The organism is Olivibacter ginsenosidimutans (assembly GCF_039542865.1).
Classification (GTDB): Bacteria; Bacteroidota; Bacteroidia; order Sphingobacteriales; family Sphingobacteriaceae; genus Olivibacter; species Olivibacter ginsenosidimutans.
Genome location: NZ_BAABIQ010000005.1, coordinates 235,956 through 253,386, shown reverse-complemented (window position 1 = coordinate 253,386; position 17,431 = coordinate 235,956). Strand labels below are relative to the sequence as shown.

The 17,431-nt window shown below is 39.6% G+C and carries 14 protein-coding genes; 4 read left to right on the top strand and 10 right to left on the bottom strand.

Annotated elements, in window-relative coordinates:
* Positions 1-33: 33 nt before the first annotated feature.
* From ABD930_RS04630 to ABD930_RS04620, 3 genes are all read right to left on the bottom strand, one after another.
* Positions 34-3,057 carry a TAT-variant-translocated molybdopterin oxidoreductase gene (locus ABD930_RS04630; protein WP_345230530.1) on the bottom strand — a complete coding sequence of 1,008 codons (3,024 nt, stop codon included), beginning with the start codon at positions 3,055-3,057 and terminating at the stop codon, positions 34-36.
* Positions 3,058-3,098: 41 nt separating this feature from the next.
* Positions 3,099-4,361 carry a cytochrome c3 family protein gene (locus tag ABD930_RS04625; protein ID WP_345230529.1) on the bottom strand — a complete coding sequence of 421 codons (1,263 nt, stop codon included), beginning with the start codon at positions 4,359-4,361 and terminating at the stop codon, positions 3,099-3,101.
* Between the two features lie 578 nt (positions 4,362-4,939).
* A complete protein-coding gene (locus ABD930_RS04620; RefSeq protein ID WP_345230528.1) occupies positions 4,940-5,920 on the bottom strand; it encodes a deoxyhypusine synthase family protein in 981 nt (326 codons plus the stop codon).
* A gap of 176 nt (positions 5,921-6,096) precedes the next feature.
* On the opposite strand from ABD930_RS04620, the gene ABD930_RS04615 reads away from it, so the two are divergent.
* Entirely contained in the window at positions 6,097-6,894 is a 798-nt protein-coding gene (locus ABD930_RS04615) for a S1/P1 nuclease (RefSeq protein WP_345230527.1), read from the top strand.
* A gap of 7 nt (positions 6,895-6,901) precedes the next feature.
* Here ABD930_RS04615 and ABD930_RS04610 read toward each other — a convergent pair whose 3' ends face one another.
* The 7 genes from ABD930_RS04610 to ABD930_RS04580 all read right to left on the bottom strand — a co-directional run bounded on the left by ABD930_RS04610 (position 6,902) and on the right by ABD930_RS04580 (position 13,631).
* A complete protein-coding gene (locus tag ABD930_RS04610) occupies positions 6,902-7,477 on the bottom strand; it encodes a 5-formyltetrahydrofolate cyclo-ligase (RefSeq protein WP_345230813.1) in 576 nt (191 codons plus the stop codon).
* 139 nt (positions 7,478-7,616) lie between these two features.
* Positions 7,617-8,177, bottom strand: coding sequence for an elongation factor P (gene efp, locus ABD930_RS04605; RefSeq protein ID WP_345230526.1), 561 nt, complete (start codon positions 8,175-8,177; stop codon positions 7,617-7,619).
* Positions 8,178-8,382: 205 nt separating this feature from the next.
* Complete coding sequence (locus ABD930_RS04600; protein ID WP_345230525.1) at positions 8,383-9,003, bottom strand: ABC transporter ATP-binding protein; 621 nt, start codon at positions 9,001-9,003, stop codon at positions 8,383-8,385.
* Positions 9,004-9,032: 29 nt separating this feature from the next.
* Positions 9,033-9,827, bottom strand: a complete 795-nt coding sequence (gene lpxA / locus ABD930_RS04595) for an acyl-ACP--UDP-N-acetylglucosamine O-acyltransferase (protein WP_345230524.1) — start codon at positions 9,825-9,827, stop codon at positions 9,033-9,035.
* Positions 9,828-9,831: 4 nt separating this feature from the next.
* Positions 9,832-11,241 (bottom strand): bifunctional UDP-3-O-[3-hydroxymyristoyl] N-acetylglucosamine deacetylase/3-hydroxyacyl-ACP dehydratase, encoded by a 1,410-nt coding sequence (locus tag ABD930_RS04590; protein ID WP_345230523.1) that lies wholly within the window; start codon positions 11,239-11,241, stop codon positions 9,832-9,834.
* Between the two features lie 37 nt (positions 11,242-11,278).
* The gene (gene lpxD / locus ABD930_RS04585; protein WP_345230522.1) at positions 11,279-12,328 is read right to left on the bottom strand and encodes a UDP-3-O-(3-hydroxymyristoyl)glucosamine N-acyltransferase; all 1,050 of its coding nucleotides are present in this window, start codon (positions 12,326-12,328) and stop codon (positions 11,279-11,281) included.
* Positions 12,329-12,365: 37 nt separating this feature from the next.
* The gene (locus ABD930_RS04580) at positions 12,366-13,631 is read right to left on the bottom strand and encodes an HD domain-containing protein (RefSeq protein ID WP_345230521.1); all 1,266 of its coding nucleotides are present in this window, start codon (positions 13,629-13,631) and stop codon (positions 12,366-12,368) included.
* Between the two features lie 349 nt (positions 13,632-13,980).
* On the opposite strand from ABD930_RS04580, the gene porX reads away from it, so the two are divergent.
* The 3 genes from porX (at position 13,981) to ABD930_RS04565 (ending at position 17,418) form a co-directional block, all read left to right on the top strand.
* Complete coding sequence (gene porX, locus ABD930_RS04575) at positions 13,981-15,531, top strand: T9SS response regulator signal transducer PorX (RefSeq protein ID WP_345230520.1); 1,551 nt, start codon at positions 13,981-13,983, stop codon at positions 15,529-15,531.
* A 21-nt stretch (positions 15,532-15,552) separates the two neighbouring features.
* Complete coding sequence (gene tsaE, locus ABD930_RS04570) at positions 15,553-15,987, top strand: tRNA (adenosine(37)-N6)-threonylcarbamoyltransferase complex ATPase subunit type 1 TsaE (RefSeq protein WP_345230519.1); 435 nt, start codon at positions 15,553-15,555, stop codon at positions 15,985-15,987.
* A 219-nt stretch (positions 15,988-16,206) separates the two neighbouring features.
* Positions 16,207-17,418 carry an alanine dehydrogenase gene (locus ABD930_RS04565; RefSeq protein ID WP_345230518.1) on the top strand — a complete coding sequence of 404 codons (1,212 nt, stop codon included), beginning with the start codon at positions 16,207-16,209 and terminating at the stop codon, positions 17,416-17,418.
* The last annotated feature ends 13 nt before the right edge of the window (positions 17,419-17,431 follow it).

The following is a 17,431-nucleotide window of genomic DNA, read 5'->3' as shown; positions in this document are numbered from 1 at the left end:
TTCTTATTTTTTCTTTCAGATCAATTAAACGGATTAAGCTTCTAAACTATTCCTAACCTTAGTCATATATCCAATGTTTGGCTGTACATTAAGCTCCTCAAGCACATAATAAACGCGCTCGCTCTTCAAAGCCTTTGAAACTTCGGAATTCGGATCATTCAAATCGCCAAAGATAATGGCATTCGCTGAACAGGCATTACCACAAGCCAACGTAATATCACCATCTTTTAATGGCCGTTTTTCCAATTTTGCCTTCAACTTACCCGCTTGGATACGCTGGATACACATTGAGCATTTTTCCATTACCCCACGCGAACGAGAAGTAACATCTGGATTTAATACCAATTGAGTAAATTCATTATTGAGATAATTATCAAAACGAGAATCATTCCAATAGTTAAACCAGTTAAAGCGACGAACTTTATACGGACAGTTATTCGCACAATACCGTGTACCAAAGCAACGGTTGTAAGCCATGTGGTTCAATCCTTCAGAAGAGTGAACGGTTGCTAATACCGGACAAACCGTCTCGCATGGAGCATGATCGCAGTGCTGGCACATCATGGGTTGGTGAACAACGCTAACATTGTCCCATAATGTTTCATCTTCTCCCTGAAGCCTATTCAACTCTTTCTCTTCCGTAACCTGCTCGCCATCTTTACTTTCAAAACTATAATAACGGTCAACGCGCATCCAATGCATCTCTCTACGTCTACGCACTTCATCTCGCCCTACAACCGGTATGTTATTTTCAATATTACAAGCAACAATACAAGAACCACAACCTGTACAAGCATTTAAGTCTACTGCCATCACCCATTTATGGCCTGGCGACTCATACTTATTCCAAAGATCATAGCCTTCATGCTTTTTATCCTTACCGCTGCCATGCGAAGGATCTTTTAAATAATCTTTGAAAGTGGTTTCGCGAATAATATTACGCCCTTCAATAGTATGATGGGTTTGTGTTTGCGCCAATTCATAAGTATCTGCAACTTTGTCCAATTTAGCAGTAGTAGCAAACCGCAAGGTACCATTAGCAAACTTTACAAAAGGATAGGCATTCTTACCTACGCCATTCCCTGCTTTTCCTGCATTTGTACGGCCATAGCCCAAAGCAATAGAAACGGTTCCTTGCGCTTGTCCCGGTTGTAAGAGTACCGGCAATTCTATGGAATAACCATTATCATCGGTTACTTTTACCACACTGTTCTCTCCTAAATTCAAGGTCTTAGCATAGTTCGGCGAAATCGCCACATAATTGTCCCATGTTACCTTAGAAATCGGATCTGGCAATTCATGTAAATAAGCATTATTGCCTTGCTTTCCATCACGAAGTGCTACACTTTGGTACAATTGCACTTCAACATCTTTTGCTAGCGTTTTGCTAAAATTGACAACATCCGCTGCATAATTTGTTACATCCCCAGCATAGGTATATACACCTGCGGGTAACTCTCCTTTATACTCAAAGCCATTTTGCAAGACATCTTCCCAAGTACGCTCCGTACCGGCCAGAATATGCTGTTCCCAATAACTTTTCACAAAATCATGGTAGTTTACATCGCTACCCGTCCAAACCAAAAAGCTTTGTTCCGCCTGACGAGTGTTAAATACAGGGTTAATCGTAGGCTGAACAATCGTATAATAGCCTTTAAGAGCATTAGCATCGCCCCAAGACTCCAAATAATTATGATTGGGTGCAATGATATCTGTTAATAAAGCGGTTTCATCTTCACGATCCGAAAAGGATAGTTTAAATGGAACTTTTGTTAACGCCTCTTTAAACCCTTTATTATCATAGAACTCATAAGCAGGATTTGCATCTAAAAAGAAGGCAAGCCCTATGCTTCCAGCCTTTGCTTCCTTGATGAAATCCGCAAAGTCTGTATCATTTCCCTTATACTGATAAGATTCATTATCTAAATCTATAGTCGTGCCATAGCTTCCAAGCGCCACATTAATGGCGTTTGTTAACGACTGAATCGCAACATCATTCGTTCCGGCTACCACTAACGCCTTCCCCTTAGCTTTTAAAAGTTCTTTTGAGGCCAATGCAATTGCCTTTTCTACTTTAGCATTCTTGACCCCTCCCGGCAGTGTTTGGCCTGTTATCGCATTGTAAAGCGAGATCAATACAGGACCCTGCTCCGATAACTTTACAGCTATGCGGGCATCTGCATTAGATCCGGTTAAGCTCAAGCCTGTTTCAAATTGAATTAGGCGAGACATCTTTCCCTTTTCCAAGGATTTATAATCTCTATTGGAAATGAATTGCTGTGTATATTCTTCGCTAGCCAGCCATGTTCCAAGGAAGTCAGCATCTACGCTAACAATAACTTCGGCTTTATCAAAACGATAATGCGGAATAACTGCCTTTCCAAAATTTGCCTCATTTGCCTTAATCAAACCCGCATACGAAACCGCGTCTACCTGTACCAATTTCGTTGTAGGATATTTTTCGGTAAAGCCCGCAATAACCGCTAAAGCTGACGGACTATTAATGGTCGATGAGATAATACGAATTCCCTTTCCAGAAGCGTTGGCCGCGTTAAGTGCTGCAATCACTTGTTGATCGACCTCTTCCCAATCAACCTCTTTACCCTTTATTTTCGGTCCTTTCAACTTAGACATGTCGTAAAGGTCTAGAACAGAAGCTTGAGTAGCAGCATCCGTTCCACAATTCAGCCCTTTTGCCGCAGGATTTGCCTCAATTAAAATCGGCCTACCTTCACGCGTTTTCACCAAGACACTTTGTCCTTTGTAACTTGAAGCATAGTAATTTGGAACTCCAGGGGTTACCTCCTCGGGTTTTATTAAGTAAGGTATTGATTTATGTACCGGTGTACTTTGGCAAGCCGCTAAAGAAACTGCGCCTAAACCAAATCCTAACGCTTTTAAAAAGTCGCGACGTGGAGTTTTTGTACTTAAACCGGCTTCGTTTAATACGTTCTCTAGAGGAAGGGATTCTGCGAACTCACTTTTGCTATTTTTCACAAAAGCAGGTGTTTGTTCCAGTTCTTCTATGCCTTTCCAATATTTCTTGTTGCTATCCATTTAAGCTATTATATATTAAGATGCGTATTCTCAAATTTCTATTAATAATGACATTTACCACATTCCAAACCTCCTAAGGAAGCAGCAGTGATCTTGTCGCCCTTCTTCAATTTCTCATGAGCAGCAATCAACTGATCATAGTAAGCATTTCCCTTACTATTTACTTCTGTCTCACGGTGACAGGTAACACACCATTTCATCGTTAAAGGTGAATATTGATAAACCTCTTCCATGGATTCAATAGGACCATGGCACCGTTGACATTCTACACCGGCAACAGAAACGTGCTGTGAGTGGTTGAAGTAAGCAAAATCAGGGAGGTTATGAATTCTTACCCATTGAATCGGACGTTGGTTAGGACCGTATTTCTGTCCATCCCAATCCAAAGCATCATAAATCTTCTGGATTTCTGGAGAAGTTTCGCCATTATAATGCTCACTAGCCGTAATTGCCTTATGGCAATTCATACACACGTTAGCTGAAGGAATAGATGCATTTTTTGATTTAAATGCCCCTGAGTGACAATATTGACATTCAATCTTATTGACCCCAGCGTGTAATTGATGGGAAAACTTAATCGGCTGTACAGGCTTATATCCTTGATGCACACCAACATTCCATAAGGTGTTCCAACCTGCAGACCCTAGGAAAACCAACAGTCCGAGAATAAAGAAAAACAACAACTTCTTATTCTTCGCTAATTTTTTAACGGTTCCGAGATAATCTTTACCTTCTGTTTCTTCTTCCTCTTCAATAATGATGTTCTTGTTTAAAATGATCCGCTCAAGTGTACGAATCACACGATTAAGAACAACAATAACGATAAAGGCAATGACGATAACCGCAATTAGCCCGAACAACATAAAATTACTTACGTCTTCGTTTCCTCCCGCAGCTGTAGCAGCCCCAGGTTGTTGGGTATCCGCCGGCGCATTGGAAGCTTCATCAATATAAGCCAGAATGCTTTTGATATTATCATCCGACAAATCCGGAAAAGCCGTCATAACGGTCTTATTATGACCTTCAAAAAGATCAACCGCTGTCTTATCGCCCGCAGCAACCAACGCTTGAGAATTCTTAATCCATTTCAGCAACCATGCTTCTTCATGCCTTTTGCTCACATCTTTTAAGGCCGGTCCAATCACATCTTTATTGATGGCGTGGCACGAAACACATTTCTGCTTAAACAGCGATTCCCCTTCTTTAACGTCCTGCGCACGGGCAGACACAGCTGCCATACTTAGCATCGAAACTAAGATCAAGGACTTTACAACACTTCTAAAAAGTAACGAGATGTTTCTCATATTGAGAGCTTTATACTATTTTATTTGAATGTAACCTATTCAGCTTTGGAATGCACCGGGCATACACCCCTAAAACTTGAGCACAAAAGTATAACTTATTAAGATATCAGTGACAATTTCGTGACTTTAATTATCAATTTATAATGATTCTAAATTGTTGTAAATCGCTCCTATTTCTTTTTTACGAGCGGTTTTTCTTAAAATTGGTATTCGAGGCATCAACGGTTTGAACCGGAAATATTTTGAAATATCGAACTATATTTTTATACTTTAATTTTAAGTAAAAAAAGTTCTATTCTTGTACTTCATAGCTGGTTTATAATCGTAGGGTCTGTGATGACTATATCCATATCTATACGCTATCAAAAAGCTTACTTAAGCATTTATTTCACATGTAGGCGCTTTTCATTCAGGCGTCAACTCATTCCCATTAAACAGTCGCTTATTTTGTGCAAAACAACAAAAGCTATCTTTTTGTTTGATAGCTTTTGTTGTTTTAACTCCCGCATGTACCTTCCTTGTTTTATGATTATTGCTTACCGTCTGTATCTTAACAGCTAGCCGCAAATTCCGTCCGCCTACTGCTTTAGGATCCAAGCAAAAATCAATGGCGCTACAATGGTTGCATCTGATTCAACAATAAATTTTGGTGTATGGATATCTAATTTACCCCAAGTAATCTTCTCATTAGGGACAGCGCCAGAATAAGAACCATAAGAGGTGGTCGAATCAGAGATCTGACAGAAATAACTCCAAAAAGGAATGTCTTCCATTTCCATATCTTGGTACAACATTGGCACGACACAAATTGGAAAATCGCCTGCGATTCCACCACCGATCTGAAAAAATCCGATCCCCTTCCCTCCGCTGTTATGGATATACCAATCTGCCAAATAAGCCATATATTCAATACCACTCTTCATCGTAGTGGCTTTCAATTCTTCTTTAATTACATAAGAAGCAAAGATATTCCCCATCGTACTGTCTTCCCAACCCGGAACGACAATAGGCAAATTTTTCTCCGCAGCAGCAAGCATCCACGAATGCTTTGGATCGATTTCATAATATTGTTCCAGAACTCCACTATTCAACATTTTATACATGTACTCGTGTGGAAAATAACGCTCTCCAGCAGTTTCAGCATCTTTCCAAATTTTATGGATGTGCTGTTGCAATCGTCTAAAGGCTTCTTCTTCAGGTATACAAGTGTCGGTTACCCGATTATAGTGATTTTCGAGTAAATCCCACTCATCTTGCGGGCTTAGGTCTCTATAATGTGGAACCCTTTTATAGTGAGAATGTGCTACCAAATTCATGATATCTTCCTCTAGGTTGGCTCCTGTACAACTAATAATAGAAACCTTATCTTGCCTAATCATTTCGGCCAAAGAAATTCCCAGTTCAGCGGTACTCATGGCACCTGCCAAGGTAATCATCATTTTGCCACCTGCATCTAGGTGCGCTTCATAACCCTTCGCAGCGTCTATCAGTGACGCAGCGTTAAAATGCAGGTAATTCTTTTCAATAAATTGCGATATTGGGCCTCTTTCAACGCTCATTATTTAATATTTTGGTTTGCTTGCAAAGATAAGAATTTATAGTATAGTTGGTAATAGGAAGTAGGAAATAGGGAAATAGGAAGTAACACTGTCACCTCTTCCAAGTTAACAAGTTGACAAACTCACTTTACCATTTGATAATATAAAACTTACAACATATAAACTATCTTTGTTGCATGAAACAGCAATTCACTTTTCTCTTCACCGCAATCATCTTTTATTGCTTTTCCTATTCCACTAGCTTTGCGTGGGGCCTAACAGGACACCGGGTTGTTGCCGAAGTGGCCGATCATCACTTAAGCAAGAAAGCTAGAAAAAACATCCAGCAAATTTTAGGTCATGAATCATTAGCGATGGCTGCCAATTGGGCTGACTTCATAAAATCAGATCCTACTTACCAATACTTAAACAGTTGGCATTATGTCAACTTTAAAAGCGGCTTAACGTTTGAACAGCTCGCGCAACAACTCCATCAAGATACGGTGGCCAATGCGTATAATAAGTTACTGCTATTAATCGACCAATTAAAACATCGTCAATCACTCGATCACAACAAGCAAATTCAATATCTTCGATTATTAATCCATATTGTGGGTGATATCCATCAACCGATGCATACCGGTAGGCCTGAAGATCTTGGAGGTAATACCATAAAACTTTATTGGTTTAAACAAGCAACGAATTTGCATCGTATTTGGGATGAGCAGCTGATCGATTTTCAACAATTGAGCTATACGGAATACGCCCAAGCTATTGATTTTACTACAAAACAGCAATATGCCGACTGGCAACATAGTTCATTGGAGCATTGGCTCTTCGAATCTTATCAAGTCACCGAATCGTTGTACAAGGAAATACAACCGAAAGAACAATTAAGTTACCGTTATAATTTCGATCATCTAGAAACCCTTAATACACAGCTCCTTAAAGGAGGTATTCGATTAGCTGGTCTTTTAAACGATATTTTTGGCTAAGGCCGTATTAAAACACCCAGGTTTTTTCAGGTGTAATACATTTATCTAAAGGGACATCGTGCGGCTCCACATCCGCTATCTGATCGACAGGCCCAAATAAAGAAAGGCCAATTTTTTGTACATCTGGTTTACAAGCGTTCAAAAAGCGGTCGTAATAACCTTTACCGTAACCCACCCTATTCCCTTGCTGATCGAAGGCTAATAAGGGTAAAAAAATAAGGTCAATCATATGTTCCTCCACTGGCTCAGTTGCCTCATGAGGTTCTAAGATGCCCCATTTATTCCGTACTAATTCCTGATGATGGCCGAATACATGATGAGTGAGCAAATTGCTTTGTACATCACTTCGCGGAACAACTATTTTTATTGCTGGATAGGTGGCGGTTAAATATTCAATGATCAAAAAGGTATTGGGCTCCTTTTGCTCCACGATTGGTAAAAATAAGTGAATACAATTTACACCGACCAAGGGTATTTTTTTCGCTTCATCTAAAAGCGATCGATTAAAGCGTACGTATTGATCTTTGGACAATCCATCACGCATTGTTTTAAACCTTAACCTACATTCCGCTTTCGTAAACATCCATTGAAAATAATCTAACCGTGGTAAAAATAGTAAGCGTCTAAAATCCGCCGCTACCTTTTCTTCATCCGCTACCCTAGTGAATTGCCATTCCAATCCGGAGCACTCGGGAAGAGTACACTCGTGTGACGAAAGAAAGCTATTTTACACGTTCGATATAGTCGCCGGTTCGGGTATCTACTTTTACCTTATCTCCTTGATTAATAAACAACGGAACGCGAACTTCTACTCCAGTTTCGACTGTAGCATTTTTTAGTGCATTAGTAGACGTATCTCCTTTTACCGCAGGTTCGGTGTACGTAATTTCTAATTCAACCGTCGTAGGCATTTGGGCCATAATGGGCTCTTCACTTTCAAAAGCAACCAATACATTCATCCCTTCTTTTAAGAATCTTGCCGAATCGCCAAACAGTGGTTTAGGAATATTAAATTGCTCAAAGGAAACGTTATCCATAACCACAAAGAAATCGCCTTCATCGTATAAATATTGATAATCGTTCGTCTCTACACGAGCAATTTCAACCTCTTCATCAGTACGAAAACGATATTCAACTAGCTTTCCTGTCCGAACGTTACGCATTTTAGCCTGATAAAAAGCGCGCAAATTACCGGGAGTTCTATGGATATATTCTTCAACAGAAACCAATTCACCATTAAATCGCAATATATTGCCCGATTTTACCTCTGAAGCCTTTGACATAATTCAATTTTTTTAATATTCAACTTTGGTGCGCCAAACTTAGATAAATTTGCTTTTATATGCAATAGTTGTTCATTAGCCAATTTGATGATTAGCCAATGGGATAATGAAATGAATAGTGATAGTAGTGGAGTCGTGACAGTTGTCAATTAGCTTAGCAACTCATTACTTAAAGCCTAAAGCTTATAGCTTACAGCCTAAAGCCTTATTTATACCCTTCAATCATCAGCTGATGTTGGCAAAAATCATATTCATGCGCTTGATTGGAGCAAATGATGAGCAGCTTGTTTGCTCCGAATTGCTGAATAAGCTGGTGATACCAGTCGATCCCTTTTACATCCAAATTGGACGTTGGCTCGTCTAACAATACCACTGGCGTTGCTGCACAACATGCCATGGCCAATTTCGTACGTTGTTTCATCCCTGAGGAAAAATAACGGATTTCCTTATGCGCAGACTGTTCCAATCCCAAAAGAGATAGCAGTTTTTTCAAGTCCATATCATCGATTATTCGCTTAAACGAGAAATGGAATTCGAGCAGTTCGACCAGCGTGAATTCTTCGATTAATTCTTGATAAGGAGCAGCTAATGATACATAGGAAAAAAAGTCGGCAATCTCCAATAACCTCCCTTCTTGGAGGTAATTGATTTGTCCTTCCGAGGGACTTAAACTGGAGAGAATAATTTGAAGTAAAGTTGACTTACCTGATCCATTGGCGCCCAAAATGGCATAACTGTTTCCCTGAACAAAACGGCAGTTTATTCCTCTAAAAATCCAATCACGATTAAAGCGTCTTCCAATATCTTCCAGTACAATTTCCAGCATGTTAACAGCTTTAAAGCGTAAAATGCACGTTACAAGACTACTTTACCCTGACCGAAACCTTTCATTACTCCTCGATTGGAGTTTCGAATAAAGTCCAAAATTTCATCCCGAATTTCCGTAGGTTGGCACTCGGTTTCAATAATATCCAATGCCTTCGTTAAATTATTGTTTTTAACGAACATGGTTCGATAAATATCTTGAATCTCGTTAATTTGTTCGGAAGAAAAACCACGCCTTCTTAAACCGACAGAATTAATTCCGACATAAGAAAGGGGTTCTCTAGCAGCCTTAACAAAAGGAGGTACATCCTTACGCACTAATGATCCTCCTGCCACAAAAGCATGCGAACCAATATGACAAAACTGATGCACCGCAACCATCCCTGCTAAAACGACATAATCGCCAACGGTTATATGACCTGCAAGCGTACTACTATTGGAAAAAATACAGTTATTTCCAACGTAGCAGTCGTGCGCAATATGACTATACGCCTGAATAAGGCAATTATTCCCTACAACTGTACGCCATCGATCTTTGGTTCCTCTATTAATCGTTACACATTCCCTAATGGTGGTGTTATTGCCAATTTCAGCTGTAGTTTCCTCACCCGCAAATTTCAGATCTTGAGGAATACCACTGATCACTGCTCCCGGAAATATACGGCAATTTTTCCCGATACGGGCACCATCCATGATCACGACGTTTGAACCAATCCATGTTCCCTCACCAATTTCCACGTTTTTATGGATGGTTACGAAAGGCTCGATGACCACATTTTCCGCAATTTTTGCCTGCGGATGGATATATGCTAATGGTTGAATCATTTTATTAACCTTTATTTGCTTCTTTTACCTTCACTATTTGTGCCATTAGCTCTGCCTCTACCACAATTTTTTCGCCAACCATTCCAATACCTTTCATTTGGGCGATACCTCTTCTGATGGGCTGTATTAAATTACAATGAAAAATAATGGTATCCCCAGGCTTCACCTGTGCTTTAAAACGAGCATTTTCAATCTTAAGGAAAAGTGTGATATAGTTTTCCGGATCAGGAACCGTGTTTAAAACAAGAATACCCCCTGTCTGCGCCATTGCTTCAATTTGTAAAACACCCGGGAAAAGCGGTTCTCCCGGAAAGTGTCCCATGAAAATATCTTCATTCATAGTGACATTTTTCAGCCCAACCACGTGTGTTTTGGTCAATTCAAGGATCTTGTCTACCATCAACATCGGCTGTCTATGTGGCAAGATCTTCATAATCTGGGCAGTATCGTAAACAGGAGTCATGTTTGGATCATAAATCCGTACGTACTTCTTGTTTTTCTCCCGGTTAATCTGCGCTTTGATTTTTTTTGCAAAAGCAACATTAGCCGCGTGCCCTGGCCGGGCAGCCATGATATGCCCCTTTAATGGTCTCCCAACTAGCGCCAGATCACCAATCATATCCAGCAATTTATGGCGCGCAGGTTCATTTTGATGGCGTAATTTAATATTGTTTAAAATCCCTTCCCGTGCAACATCAATATCTTCCCGATTAAAAAGTTTGGCTAAATGCTTTAATTCATCTTTGCTCACATCCTTGTCCACCACAACAATAGCATTGTTCAAATCACCACCCTTGATCAGGTTGTGCTCCAAAAGCATTTCCAACTCATGCAAGAAACAAAAGGTTCTGGAAGAAGCAATTTCTTTCTTAAATTCACTAATGCCGGTAATGGCCGAGTGCTGACTACCCAATACCGGTGAATTATAATCGATCATACAGGTAAAACGATAGCCATCCAAGGGCATCGCAACCATTTCCACTTTGCGATCCGGCTCAGTATAATGGATATTATGTGGAATTTCATAATATTCCCGATCAGCCTCTTGATCTTTATAACCCGCCTTCTCAATCGCCTCTACGTAAACTAAAGCACTTCCATCCATAATTGGAACTTCCGGACCATCGATCTCAATTAGTACGTTATCGATTTCCATGCCTACTAATGAAGCTAATAAATGTTCAACCGTACTTACACTGGCGCCATTTTGGGTAATGGTCGTTCCTCGGGACGTATCCGTCACGTTGTCAACATCTGCATCAACAGTGGGTTGTCCTTCTAAATCTATCCGCTTAAACTTATATCCATGGTTTTCAGGTGCTGGTTTAAACACTAAGGTGGCATGTTTACCGGTATGCAAACCAACCCCCGAAATGGTAATTTCTGAATTTAATGTCCTTTGTTTAACGTTCATTTGTTAAATAATTTTAAGCTGTTTGGTTAATAATCCATCAATAGGATCCTTTTTCTTCCTTTAATTGCGCTATCAATTTTTCCAATTGATCCAAACGTCTTTCCAAATCCGGCAAGCGCTGCAGCACAACCTGAGTCCGCATTTGGTTTTGAAACTGACTAGCCGGTGTACCAGCCCATTTTAGCCCAGGGTCTTCAATTGATCGATTAATACCCGATTGGGCTTGAATTTGGCTACCATCAGCAATCGTAATGTGACCAACAACTCCTACCTGTCCGCCTAAAATCACATGCTTTCCAATCTTTGTACTGCCAGAAATACCCGTTTGCGCAGCAATGACCGAATGCTCCCCTACCTCCACATTATGTGCCAACTGAATCAAGTTATCTAACTTTACCCCTTTCCTAATAATGGTGTGCCCCATGGTAGCCCGATCAATGGTTGTATTCGCACCGATTTCCACATCGTCTTCAATGAGCACATTACCAATCTGACTAATTTTCCGATAGGTACCATCTTCTTGAGGAGCAAAACCAAAACCATCACTACCAATCACCGCACCTGAATGGATCACTACATTTTTGCCCAATAGGCAGTCATGGTAAACTTTAACACCCGGGAAGAGAATCGTACCACTTCCAATCGTTACTTGATCTCCAATATAAACCTGAGGATAAACACGCACATTATCGCCTATTTTCACCCCTTCTCCGATATAGGTAAAGGCCCCCACATAAACATCCTTACCTAGCACCACGGAAGGATGGATAAAAGACGGTTCCTCAATTCCTGTTTTATGGAACCTAAATTTATTATATTGATCCAATAACAAGGTAATGGCCGTATACGCATTTTTAACCCGTATTAAGGTAGGGTTAATAGGCGTTTCGACCACCTGATCGTTATTTATGATGACTATGGCAGCGCCTGTAGTATATAGATAGCTCTCATATTTTGGATTTGCCAGAAAGGTTAACCCTTCATTACCAGCTTCTTCAATTTTCTCTACCCTCGATACCACTACATTCTCGTTCCCTTCTATAGAACCATTAACGATTTCGCTAATTTGTTTCGCAGTAAATTGCATCGCGCAAATTTATAGGTTAAATTTATATGAACAAATTTTAATTCCTTTGTCTATCAATATCTTGTACAGAAAGAAGTTCATGCAACTCTTTCGGATAGGCAATCATATATTTTTTGACCTTTTTGGCCAACATTTCAAGATTAGATAAATCCGAAGCCATTGTAATATCCTTTATCGTGCCATCTTTCATTAAAATGTGAATATTCCCTTCACTCAAGTCATAAGCACTATTTTCAACCGCAAGCGTAAAAACAAAATAATGTGCTTCTGCTGCTGTAATGCCAAAACGTCGTATCGCACACTCCCGTACTGCTTCAATCCGTTTCTCCGCAGGCATCTCATTACTCAACTCAACATGATATAACTTCCTGCTCATAAATTGATCGCATAGTTTAGATAAGACAACGTCGTCATGTCTTACCCCCATTTTTATGGTCGCTAGTATATCTGTATCGTCTAATAAGGTAAACCATTTTAAGTGCTCCTTATCTTTCAAAAAGTCAGCTTTCGTCACCTCATTATAGATAAAATGCGCCAATGCCGCGGTAGCGAAGATATGTTGCCCTTTATTGGCTAATTCTTTTGCCCGTTGTAAGATCTTGATCAATAGCTGTTCGGCACTGAGTACAGTTTTATGTAAATAAACTTGCCAATACATCAATCTTCTGGCAATTAAAAATTTTTCTATCGAATAAATTCCTTTTTGTTCAACAACCAAGCCATTATTTGCTACATGAAGCATTTTAATAATCCGGTCAAAACTAATCACACCTTCAGAAACGCCCGTAAAAAAACTATCCCGATTAAGGTAATCCATCCGATCCGTATCCAATTGGCTGGCAACCAATTGATGAAGAAACCGTTTAGGATAACTGCCTTTAAAAATTTCTATCGCCATCGCCAACCTTCCCCCAAAACTGTCATTTATTTCTTTCATAATTAACGATGAAATATGCTCGTGTGATACACCCTGTACCAGCGTATGTTCTAACGAATGTGAAAATGGGCCATGTCCTATATCGTGTAAAAGTATAGCAATGATCGCCGCTTCCTCCTCTTCCAGACTTATGGTGATATCCTTACTTTTAAGTGTTTCGAGCGCAAGGCACATCAAGTGCATCGCTCCCAAAGCATGCTGAAACCGAGTATGTAATGCACCAGGATATACTAAGTGGGTTAAACTCACTTGTTTAATATATCTAAGACGCTGAAAATAAGGATGCTGTATTAAATCAAACACGAGGTCTGACGGTATGGATACAAATCCATAAACAGGATCGTTAATGATTTTCTTTTTATTCAAAAATTAAAAAATTTAAAGCACAAAAGTGCTATTTTTTGATGAAAACTGTATGAGTCGCCACGTGTAAAAAATAAATTATCCAAATGAAAATATAGATGCCAACACGATATTCATTGATCAATTCAATATCAAAACTAATTTGATTTAACATACTTCGCTGTTAATTTTTGTTAAAAATCACGAAAGCCTTCAAACATTTATGTAAGTTCGTACTTCTAAGTATAAGGTGATCGGGTGTAAGGTATAAGACCTAGCGAATTTTAAGTTAGCTTAAAACCTAAAGTGTAACGCTTAAAGAACTTATGACTTACACCTAAAAAAGTCTGGATACTTGATTAAAAAAAGCACTATGCAAGAAACGAATATATTATGGGCTGATGATGAGATTGATCTATTAAAACCGCACATCATGCTTCTCAATGAAAAGGGTTATTTTGTTAAAACAGTTACTAATGGCCATGACGCTGTTGAAGCTTTTAAAAACTCCTTCTATGACCTCGTATTTTTAGATGAAAATATGCCGGGCCTTACCGGATTGGAGACATTAGGTATTTTAAAAGGAATCAATCCGGCCGTACCAATGGTCATGGTTACCAAAAATGAAGAAGAGTTTCTAATGGAAGACGCGATTGGTTCACAGATTGATGACTACCTCATTAAGCCAGTGAATCCTAAGCAAATCTTGTTAACCATCAAAAAATTAACCGACAACAAGCGATTGGTTAGCGAAAAAACTTCAATGGCCTATCAACAGGAGTTTCGAACCTTAGGGATGACGCTTAATGACAACCTCGATTTTAATGAATGGATCGATGTTTACAAGAAACTCGTTTACTGGGAGCTTTCTCTAGAAAAATTGGAAGATGAAGGGATGCACGAAATCTTAACCATGCAAAAGGCAGAGGCTAATGCACAGTTTTCAAAATTTGTAGAGAAAAACTATCTAAATTGGGTTAAGAATCCCGAAAGCGGCCCCATTACATCACCTCAGTTATTTAAGAAAAAAGTTTTTCCTACACTCGACAATAGACCAACATTTTTCTTTCTCATTGATAACCTACGTTACGATCAATGGAAAGTGATCAACGATATTATCGGAAATTACTATCGCGTCGATCAGGAAGAGATGTACTTTAGCATTCTTCCCACCGCAACACAATATGCCCGAAATGCCATTTTTAGTGGCATGATGCCGTTAGATATGGAAAAACATTTCCCTGAACTTTGGCAAAATGATGAGGATGAAGGCGGGAAAAACCTCTATGAAGAGCAATTCCTCGCTGCACAAATAAAAAGCACGCTTAGAAAGGATTGCAAATTCACCTACCATAAAATTCTTACCTTGGAACAAGGAAGGGACATTACGGAAAATTTAGCCAATTTGATGGGTAATGACTTGAATGTTTTAGTGTATAATTTTGTAGACATGCTCTCGCATGCCCGCACAGACATGGCCATGATCCGGGAACTAGCAAATGATGAAGCAGCTTATCGTTCACTTACCCTTTCGTGGTTCAAACACTCTCCCTTATTAGACACGCTGAAATGGCTCTCACAAAAAAATGTTCGGGTAATCATTACCACAGATCATGGAACTATACGCGTTAAACATGCAAGCAAGGTAATTGGTGACAGAAACACAAACAGCAACCTTCGTTATAAGCAGGGAAAAAATCTCAATTTTATTGACAAAGATGTTTTCCATATTAAAAACCCTCATGATGCAAAATTGCCTAAGCTTCATGTAAGTTCCAGCTTTATCTTTGCCAAAGAGGATACCTACTTTGTATACCCCAACAACTACAATCAGTTTGTGAATTATTTTAACGAAACTTTTCAGCATGGAGGAATTTCACTGGAAGAGGTGATTATTCCGTACATTACGTATAGCACAAAATAAAAATGCTCATACCTTTGCTTCATGACGATTACTGTAGCGCATATCACTGAACTACCCGAAGTTGCCGAACAATTGTTACATTTTATCGGTAATGACCGGGTAGTACTTTTTTTTGCCCCCATGGGTGCCGGGAAAACAACCTTAATTAATGCTTTGTGCCAACAACTGCAAACTTACGATCAACCGTCAAGCCCTACATTTGCCATTGTTAATGAATATACCTATCCAAAGGGAAAAATCTACCATTTTGATTGCTACCGTTTAAAGTATGAGCACGAAGCACTAGACTTAGGATATGAAGATTACTTCTTCTCTGGTAATTACTGTTTTATTGAATGGCCAGAAAAGATACCCAATCTTCTTCCGGATGACGTGACTTCCATCCGGATTTCTTTACTACCTAATGGTACCCGTAAGGTCATTGCACAAAAAGGATTACCGGTTATCTCGTCCTAGGGAAGCCCTTAGATACTATCACAAACAACTTTTTTGGTGATTGAATAGCCATTTATCCAATTATAAAGTCTGTGTTAAATGGAATACAAATCGGTGTTGGTACGGTTACTGCCTAGCTAAAACCAAGCCTTGGACATGTGGATTAACAGATTTGGCCTTACATTTATGAATACTTTTTCGTAAATTAACCCGATTTTTTTCTGTAATTGAGAACACGATATGACTGAGTTATCTAACTTGGCCCGTCAGGCCATGATGCAGCCACAGGAGGCCATGCTTGAAACCGGTAAGCGGAAGAATAGTCTGATGATTGGGATACCAAAAGAGTTGAGCTTTCAAGAAAATCGCATCGCCTTAACCCCATTATCTGTTGCACTCCTAGTAGAAAATGGCCATCAGATTATGCTGGAATCCGGAGCCGGCAATGGTGCCAATTTTCTCGATCATCACTATAGTGAACAGGGAGCAATTATTGTTCATGAAAGAGAACGAATTTACGCCTGTGATATCATTGTAAAAATCAGTGCACCTACACTGGAAGAAATCGGACTAATGAAAACGGGACAGGTGTTATTTTCCAGTCAACAACCTTCTTTGCTTGGTCTTGAGCACTTAAAGGCCATGATGAAGAAAAAGATTACAGCACTATCCTACGAATATCTACGTGATGAAGACAATATATTGACCGTTGTACGGGCAATGAGTGAAATCGTGGGTGCTACTTCTATTTTAATAGCAGCCGAATATTTAAGCAACGTTTTTGATGGCAAGGGTTTAATGTTAGGAGGAGTTACCGGTGTACCTCCTACGGAAATTGTTATTATCGGAGCTGGAACGGTAGGAGAATATGCCACCCGTACTGCGCTCGCACTGGGAGCGCAGGTAAAAGTATTTGACAGTTCGTTATATAGGTTACGACGATTGCAGAATAATTTGGGCAATAAAGTATTTACTTCTGTTATCCAACCTATCGTTCTACAGAAGGCTGTATTATCTTGCGATGTCGTTATTGGAGCCATGCGTGCCACAAATGGTAGAAGTCCCTGTATTATTACAGAAGAGACCGTTTCTAGAATGAAACCCAATTCTGTACTTATTGATGTAAGCATCGACCAGGGAGGCTGCTTCGAAACATCCCGAATAACGAACCACGATCAGCCTGTTTTCCGTATCGGTGATGTTATTCACTATTGTGTTCCCAACATTGCTTCCCGCGTAGCGAGAACTGCAACCTATGCTTTGACAAACATTTTTGCACCAATCTTGTTGGACATTGGGGAGCAAGGTGGATTGTTAAATGTTATTTGGAACAAACCTGGCGTACGAAATGCCATTTATCTTTATCAAGGCCAGTTAACCAATAAAGACATGGCCCATAAATTTAATTTAACACCAAAAGATTTAGAATTGCTCATTGTTTCCCATCGGTAGTAAATTAACGTGT

What these genes read in the sequence shown, in the direction of transcription:
- ABD930_RS04630 (WP_345230530.1), bottom strand. Translation starts at nt 3,057, where the DNA reads ATGGATAGCAACAAGAAATATTGGAAAGGCATAGAAGAACTGGAACAA.
- ABD930_RS04610 (WP_345230813.1), bottom strand. Translation starts at nt 7,477, where the DNA reads ATGTTTACGAAAGCGGAATGTAGGTTAAGGTTTAAAACAATGCGTGAT.
- tsaE (WP_345230519.1), top strand. Translation starts at nt 15,553, where the DNA reads ATGACGATTACTGTAGCGCATATCACTGAACTACCCGAAGTTGCCGAA.
- ABD930_RS04620 (WP_345230528.1), bottom strand. Translation starts at nt 5,920, where the DNA reads ATGAGCGTTGAAAGAGGCCCAATATCGCAATTTATTGAAAAGAATTAC.
- porX (WP_345230520.1), top strand. Translation starts at nt 13,981, where the DNA reads ATGCAAGAAACGAATATATTATGGGCTGATGATGAGATTGATCTATTA.
- lpxD (WP_345230522.1), bottom strand. Translation starts at nt 12,328, where the DNA reads ATGCAATTTACTGCGAAACAAATTAGCGAAATCGTTAATGGTTCTATA.
- ABD930_RS04590 (WP_345230523.1), bottom strand. Translation starts at nt 11,241, where the DNA reads ATGAACGTTAAACAAAGGACATTAAATTCAGAAATTACCATTTCGGGG.
- ABD930_RS04600 (WP_345230525.1), bottom strand. Translation starts at nt 9,003, where the DNA reads ATGCTGGAAATTGTACTGGAAGATATTGGAAGACGCTTTAATCGTGAT.
- lpxA (WP_345230524.1), bottom strand. Translation starts at nt 9,827, where the DNA reads ATGATTCAACCATTAGCATATATCCATCCGCAGGCAAAAATTGCGGAA.
- ABD930_RS04565 (WP_345230518.1), top strand. Translation starts at nt 16,207, where the DNA reads ATGACTGAGTTATCTAACTTGGCCCGTCAGGCCATGATGCAGCCACAG.
- ABD930_RS04625 (WP_345230529.1), bottom strand. Translation starts at nt 4,361, where the DNA reads ATGAGAAACATCTCGTTACTTTTTAGAAGTGTTGTAAAGTCCTTGATC.
- ABD930_RS04615 (WP_345230527.1), top strand. Translation starts at nt 6,097, where the DNA reads ATGAAACAGCAATTCACTTTTCTCTTCACCGCAATCATCTTTTATTGC.
- efp (WP_345230526.1), bottom strand. Translation starts at nt 8,177, where the DNA reads ATGTCAAAGGCTTCAGAGGTAAAATCGGGCAATATATTGCGATTTAAT.